Origin of the sequence: Thermorhabdus hydrogeniformans, from assembly GCF_049310025.1 — a bacterium.
Taxonomy (GTDB): Bacteria; Bacillota; Thermosediminibacteria; order Thermosediminibacterales; family Tepidanaerobacteraceae; genus JBJYKD01.
Genome location: NZ_JBJYKD010000191.1, coordinates 1 through 262, shown reverse-complemented (window position 1 = coordinate 262; position 262 = coordinate 1). Strand labels below are relative to the sequence as shown.

The 262-nt window shown below is 43.9% G+C and carries 1 pseudogene; it reads right to left on the bottom strand.

Features of this window, described 5'->3' with window-relative positions:
* Positions 1–262: pseudogene (locus ACKX14_RS16065) on the bottom strand (DNA gyrase/topoisomerase IV subunit A); the annotation flags it as partial.

Sequence of the window (262 nt, the reverse complement as noted above, 5' to 3'; positions counted from 1 at the left end):
AGGCCTTTTATTTGCTCGTTCAGTTCTTCAATATCCAGTTTATAGATACGGCGAACCGGTTTTTCGGTAAGCTTTACAATGTCTTCGCGGGTAATATCGCGGCGCAACTGTTTACGATAGGGTTTGAATGCTTCAGCGATGGCCTCCAGCACTTTCTCCCAGGTTGCGTGCTTTTTCTCCAGCTCCTTATATATTTTTTCTTCGAAGAAGATTTTCTCCAGCGAAGTATAGTGCCATTTTTCCTGCAGTTCTCCCAGCTTAA